General features: G+C 66.9%; 6 protein-coding genes. 1 reads left to right on the top strand and 5 read right to left on the bottom strand.

Annotated features, from left to right (window positions below):
* From AB4Y99_RS24650 to AB4Y99_RS24640, 3 genes are all read right to left on the bottom strand, one after another.
* The coding region (locus tag AB4Y99_RS24650) for a LysR family transcriptional regulator (protein ID WP_441525172.1) at positions 1 to 325 on the bottom strand (325 nt) is incomplete at its 3' end.
* A gap of 184 nt (positions 326 to 509) precedes the next feature.
* On the bottom strand, positions 510 to 1,265 hold the full coding sequence (locus AB4Y99_RS24645) for an ABC transporter permease (protein ID WP_441525171.1): 756 nt from the start codon (positions 1,263 to 1,265) through the stop codon (positions 510 to 512).
* Between the two features lie 3 nt (positions 1,266 to 1,268).
* Positions 1,269 to 2,120 (bottom strand): ABC transporter ATP-binding protein, encoded by an 852-nt coding sequence (locus AB4Y99_RS24640; protein WP_441525170.1) that lies wholly within the window; start codon positions 2,118 to 2,120, stop codon positions 1,269 to 1,271.
* Positions 2,121 to 2,450: 330 nt separating this feature from the next.
* Here AB4Y99_RS24640 and AB4Y99_RS24635 point away from each other — a divergent pair, with 330 nt between their 5' ends.
* A complete protein-coding gene (locus tag AB4Y99_RS24635) occupies positions 2,451 to 2,951 on the top strand; it encodes a MarR family winged helix-turn-helix transcriptional regulator (protein WP_210245588.1) in 501 nt (166 codons plus the stop codon).
* 9 nt (positions 2,952 to 2,960) lie between these two features.
* On the opposite strand, the gene AB4Y99_RS24630 is transcribed toward AB4Y99_RS24635, so the two are convergent.
* Together AB4Y99_RS24630 and AB4Y99_RS24625 are read right to left on the bottom strand one after the other, a co-directional pair.
* The gene (locus AB4Y99_RS24630; RefSeq protein ID WP_441525169.1) at positions 2,961 to 4,748 is read right to left on the bottom strand and encodes a thiamine pyrophosphate-binding protein; all 1,788 of its coding nucleotides are present in this window, start codon (positions 4,746 to 4,748) and stop codon (positions 2,961 to 2,963) included.
* A 74-nt stretch (positions 4,749 to 4,822) separates the two neighbouring features.
* Positions 4,823 to 6,103, bottom strand: a 1,281-nt coding sequence (locus tag AB4Y99_RS24625) for an aldehyde dehydrogenase family protein (protein ID WP_441525168.1), incomplete at its 5' end; no start/stop codon positions are given.

Here is a 6,103-nt window from a genome sequence, read left to right as displayed (position 1 = left end):
CGACCAGGCTGAGCGAGACCGAGGGCATGCCGTTCTTGGCGTCGATCAGCAAATCGGGGCCGATCTGGAGCATGATGCTCGGCGTCAGGCCCATCGTCAGCATTTCCTGGTCGTTGCCGGCCAGCGCCCGGACGTCGCGCTTTGCGTCCTCGACCTCCTGCAGGATGCGCCGCGCGCGCTCGAGCAGGAGTTCTCCGGCCTGGGTCAGGACGACGCCACGCGAATGGCGCAGCAGAAGCTCGGTCTGAAGATCTTGCTCGAGCTGACGAATCTGCAGACCCAAAGCGGGTTGCGCGACATTGAGCTGCTCGGCGGCCTTGGTGATGTTCCCGACTTCGGCGATCCCGACGAAATAGCGGAGCTGGCGGAGATTGATCGCGGCCTCCCGGGCGTTTTTTCTTGAAGCCCATCATGCGGCGCTTCAGCCAGCGGGACAAGGCGTGGGGCGAGTGGCGGACGGCGCGCTCCAGTCTCGATCGGGCCGGTTTGCCATCTGTGCAGCGTGTCGTTCAGTGCCTTGGCCGGAACCAGCGCTCCATGCGCTCGAGCACCGCAAAAATCACGACGCTGACGAGGATGACGAACACGATCGTTGCGAAAACACCGGCAAGATCATAGCGTTCCGCGAGATCATTGATGAGCTGGCCGAGGCCACCGAAATTGATGAGGAACTCGACGCCGATCAGGTTGATCAGCGCGAAGACGAGGCCGAGGCGCACGCCGACGAAGATCGTCGGGATCGCGGCGGGGAATTCGATTTTCCAGAACTGCTGCGCGGGGGTCAGGTTGTAGCTGAGCCCGACATTGATCAGGCTCTTCCTGACGCCTTTCAGCCCTTCCAGGGTCTTGAGAATGACCGGCGCGATGCCGGCAACGAAGCCCATCGCGATGATCGTGACGGTGCTGCGCCCGAAGATGACGAGGAAGAGTGGGTAGGCGAGCACTACGGGCGCGGCGGCAATGCCGGCCACCCAGGATTCAGTCGCGAGCGCGAGGATGCGGGCCTTGTACAAGAGCACGCCGAGCGCGACGCCGACGATGGCGACCAGGACGCTCGCGGTCAAAGCCTCGCCTCCGGTCGTCGTCAGCCGCTCCAGCAACTGCTCCTCGGCGAAGAGCCGACCGAAGCTGCCGAGGACGGTCGACGGCAGCGGGATCACATACTGGTTGAGCACGCCCAGCGGCAGTAGAATCTCGACGACGCCCAGGCCGAGGGCGACCGTGGCGAAGCCGATCGCGAGCGGCGGGATTCTGGTGAGCCACATGGCTCAGGCCCCCCTGCGACGGGCGCCGGCCTCGGATTCGGCCATGCCGCGCGAGGCTTCCTCGCGCAAATCGTTCCAGATCTCCGCGACATGGCGGCCGAAGGCCTCGCTGCCGACGACATCGCCCGTGCGCGGCCGTGGCAGGCGAATGTCGACGATGCGCTTCACCTTGCCGGGGCGGAAGGTCATGATGATGACCCGATCGGAGAGCTGCACGGCCTCGGTGATGTTGTGCGTGATCAGCAGSGTSGTCTGCTTCAGCKCYTSCTGRATCTKSAGMACCTTGTCGCCGAGCAGGAKGCGGGTCTGCTCGTCSAGCGCGGCAAAGGGCTCGTCCATCAGCAGGATCTTGGGCTCGAACACCAGCGTGCGGGCGATGGCGACGCGCTGGCGCATACCGCCGGAAAGCTCGGCGGGATAGCGCTGCTCGAAGCCGTTCAGGCCGACCATGTCGATGAAGCGCCGCGCCGTCTCGTAGCGCTCGGCCTTGCGCACGCCCTTGACCTCGAGCGGGAAGGCGACGTTGTCGAGCACGGTCCGCCAGGGAAAGGTCGATTCCTCCTGGAAGACCATGCCGATCGAGGGGTGCGGGCCCGAGATCAGGTCGCCGCCGACGCTGACTTGGCCCTCATAGCCGCGCACCAGCCCGCCCAGGATGTTGAAGACGGTCGATTTGCCGCATCCGGACGGGCCGATGATCGAGACGAATTCGCCGCGCTCGACCGAGAACGACATGTCGTCGACGGCGGTGACGACGCCCTCGCGCGTCTGGAACCGCATCGTCACGCGGTCGATGACCAGGTCGGCCTCTTTCACGGTCTCGGCTAGACGCAATTTGGTGGCAGAAGCGGGCATTGCGCGCTCATCCCCTGGCTGGCCATCGCTCATCGCCCCGACCTTCGCCCGGCAGCCTTCGCAAGCGGCCGATGCGCGGCGCGCGGGCGCCGGATAGGATCGAGGACCGACGGAGTCGGCGGCATGTCGTTCTTCCCTCGCGCAGCCGTCTTGGTTGCGGTTCGCAGCCGACGCGACCGCAACGATAGTGAAGCGCTACCGGTCAGGTCCAAGATTATCTTGCTTGGCCTGACAAACTTTTCGCGATGGGCGCGGATGTTCCCGGACACTCTATCGGCTGTCGGGTTGCGGCCTATACTGTTCCCGAGGCAGCCGGAGACGCGAGCGACCGTGGCGAGCATAGCGGAGGACAAGGGCGAGCCGATCGCGGAACCGCGGGAACTGCCCTTCGAAGGCAGCGTGGGCTACCAGTTGCGGATGGCGAACCGCGCGACGCAGCGCTACCTGCAGGGCAAGATCGAGCCGCACGGCGTCACCACCGGCATGTGGTATTTCCTGCGCGCGCTCTGGCAGGAGGACGGGCTGACGCAGCGCGAGCTCTCCCGCCGGATCGGTACGATGGAGCCGACGACACTGACCGCGCTGGCGGCCATGGAGAAGGCTGGCTTCATCAGCCGCGAACGCGACCCGCAGGATCGGCGCAAGCTGCACGTCCTGCTGACGCCGAAGGGGCGGGCGCTCGAGGCCGCCCTGCTGCCTATGGCGCAGGAGGTGGTCCAGCAAGCGACTGCCGGCTTCTCGCCGGACGATCGAGCCCGCTTTCTCGGCTACCTCGCCGCCGTCCAGCGCAATCTCGCCGATGTGCCGGATACGCCGACCGAGACCGGCTGAGCCCGGCGCTCAGCCCTTCGGCTTTTCGCCGGCATGACGTGTCAGGCCGGCCGTCATCGCGGGATTGTAGCCCGGCATGACCCGGGCATCGATCAGAACCGAGGCGCCGGCCTTGGCCGCCTTCACAGCCTCGGCGACCGCATCGCGCAGGTCGTTCACCGTCCTGATCGGACCGATGCCCCGGAGACCCTGGGCGGTGGCGATGGCGGCGATGTCGATATCCGGCTCGTCGATGCGCTGGCCGATCCATTTGTTCTCGACCGGGCGCTGGCGTTGCTTCGCGACGCGCTCCTGATGGATCTCGTCGTTGAAGAAGGAGCGGTTGTTCGAGACGATGGCGATGAAGGGCAGCTTGTAATGCGCCGCGGTCCATAGCGCGGAAGCCGCCATCATGGTGTCGCCGTCGCCCAGCACCGCCACGGGCAGCCGGCCTGAGTCCTTCAGGGCCAGAGCCGCGCCGATCAGCATTCCCGGTCCCGAGCCGATGCCGGCGCCGCCATCGATGCCGAGATAGTCGAGCGGATGCCGGAAATGCCAGGATTCCGTCGCCCAGCCGAGCGGCAGGCGAACGAGGCTGATCACTTCGTCCTGCAACGCCTCGCCCAGGGCTGCGGCAAGCGACACGACATCCAGCGGGCTTTCTCCGTCGAAGGCCAGCGCGGGCAATGTCGGGCGAATGGCCGGCGCCGTACCGGGCCCGACTCCGAGCGCATCGGCGATCAGGTGCAGGGTCGCGTCGGGCTCGGCGGCGAGATGCAGGTCGGCCGGCGCGAGCGCCTGATGATCCATGCTCCAGCCATTGTGCAGATGATGGTCCAGCGAAACGCTGATTACCTGCGCCGACAGTGGTCCGCCCGCCTGACGCAAGGTGCCCCCGAGGTCGATCCAGTCGAAGGCGAGGATGACGTCGGCGGCGCGAATGGCTTCGCCCGCCTGCGCGTCGAGGAAGAAGGATGGCTTGGCCGCATGCAGGCGATGGTCGGTGGGGAAGGTGGCTGCCGTCTTGATGTCGGTCAGCACGGCGGCGTCGAGATGCTCGGCCAGCGCGACGCGGCGGCCCCAATCGGTTTCATCGCGCGACATGCGGCCGAACAAGATGAGCAGCGCCTTGGCGTTGCGCAGTAATTCCGCCGCCCGGTTGATCTCCGCAGCGGGGGGGACGCTCGGCGAGGCGATGGCGAAGCGTTTGGGGTCCGGCAGCGGCGGCATCTCTTCGAGCCGCTTCTCCTGCATGGATACGTCGAGGCAGACATAGGTCGGGGCCTGCGGCGCGCTACGCGTCAGGTTGGTCGCACGGATCAGCGAGTCGATCGCGGCGGCGACCGAGACGGGCTGGTCGTCCCATTTCACATAGGGCCGGATGAGGGCGCCCTGATCCTTTGCCGTGTGCAGCCAGTCGATCCAGGGCCGGCGCTCGGCCGCGTCGACAGGCCCGGTCGCGCCCAGGATCAGCATCGGCACGCGGTCGCACCAAGCGTTGTAGACCGCCATCACGCCATGCATCAGGCCGACATTGCTGTGCAGGATGACGCCCATCGGCTTGCCTGTGACCTTGGCGTAGCCATGGGCGATGGCGACGGCATGCTCCTCATGCAGGCAGAGCAGCATCTGCGGCTGCTGGTTGCCGAGATGGTTGACCAGGCTGTCATGCAGGCCGCGGAAGCTGGAACCGGGGTTCAGGGCGAGATAGGGGATATCGAGCGCGCGCAGCATCTGCGCGACCACGTCGCTGCCCCAGATGCCGTTGTCGCTCGATGCCACGGGCACATCGATGCCGGACAGCGTCATGTCGTTCATGGCGTTTTCTCCGAGTGTTTTTATCTGGTGCACGCGCGGCCGGGTTCAGGCCGCGATCGCGCACCCTCGCGGCCTCAGCCCGGCAGCTTCAGGCTGACATGGATGTTCTTTTCCTGGGTGAAGGCGATGAGCTCGCCGAGGCACTCCTCGCGGCCGATGCCCGACTGCTTCCAGCCGCCGAAGGGCGTGCCCAGGAAATGCTTGGCGACCTCGTTGATCCAGACGAAGCCGGCCTCCGCCGCCAGCGCGGTGCGGTGCGCCTTGACGAGATCGTTGGTCCAGATCGAGCAGGTCAAACCGTATTCGACGGCGTTGACCGTCTCCAGCATCTGCGCCTCGTCGCTCCAGGGCATGACCGAGAGCACCGGGCCGAAGATCTCCTCGCGCGCGATCCGCATCTGCGGCGTCACATCGGCGAAGATCGTCGGCTCGACATAGAACCCCTTGGTGAGCCCGGGGGCATCCGGCACGCCTCCGCCGCAGACCAGCCGCGCCCCTTCGGCCTTCGCCGAGGCGATGAAGTCGAGGATGCGCCCGTGCTGCGTCTGGCTGACGATCGCGCCCATGGTGGTGGCCTCGTCGGTCGGAATGCCCGGCACGTAGCCGGAAAGCTTCGCCGGCAGCCGGGCGAGGACCGCCTCGTAGATGTCACGATGGATGAAGGCCCGGCTGGTCGAACCGCAGGACTGGCCGCACCAGGTGAAATTCATGCCGGCGACAACCGCCGAGGCGACCCGCTCTGGATCGGCATCGCCATAGGCGATCAGCGCGTTCTTGCCGCCGAGTTCCAGCAGCACCGGCTTGATCGTGTCGCTCGCCGCCTTCATCACGGCGCGACCGGCCTGGACGCTGCCGATGAGCGCGACCTTGTCGATGCCCGGATGGCTCGCCAGCGCCGCGCCGGCCTCGCGCCCGCCGGGCACGACGCTCAGCACGCCCTCCGGCAACAGRCCGCCGACGAGTTCCGCGAGTCTCAACGACGATAGCGGCGCCTGCTCGGGCGGCTTGATGATGACGGCGTTTCCGGCCGCCAGCGGCGCGGCCATCTTGCCGGCGCAGAACATGAAGGGGTGGTTGAAGGCGAGGATGCGAGCGACGACGCCAAGCGGCTGGCGCACCGTCAGATTGAGCGCATCCGGCCCCATCGGGATGGTGTCGCCCTTCATCTCGGTGACGAGGCCGCCGAAGAAGTCGAGCTGGGCGGCGGCGATCGCGGCATCACCGAGCATCTCCCGCACCGGATTGCCGCAGTTGGCCGCATCGAGCCCGGCAAGCTCGCGGGCGTTTTCGCGCACGATGGCGGCGATCGCCTTGAGGATGCGTCCGCGTTCGAGGGGCGGGACCTGGCGCCAGGT

It is taken from the genome of Allobosea sp. TAB14 (genome assembly GCF_052113865.1).
In the GTDB taxonomy this organism is placed as follows: Bacteria; Pseudomonadota; Alphaproteobacteria; order Rhizobiales; family Beijerinckiaceae; genus Allobosea; species Allobosea spartocytisi.
This window is presented reverse-complemented; position numbering and strand designations above follow the sequence as displayed.

What these genes read in the sequence shown, in the direction of transcription:
- AB4Y99_RS24645 (WP_441525171.1), bottom strand. Translation starts at nt 1,265, where the DNA reads ATGTGGCTCACCAGAATCCCGCCGCTCGCGATCGGCTTCGCCACGGTC.
- AB4Y99_RS24630 (WP_441525169.1), bottom strand. Translation starts at nt 4,748, where the DNA reads ATGAACGACATGACGCTGTCCGGCATCGATGTGCCCGTGGCATCGAGC.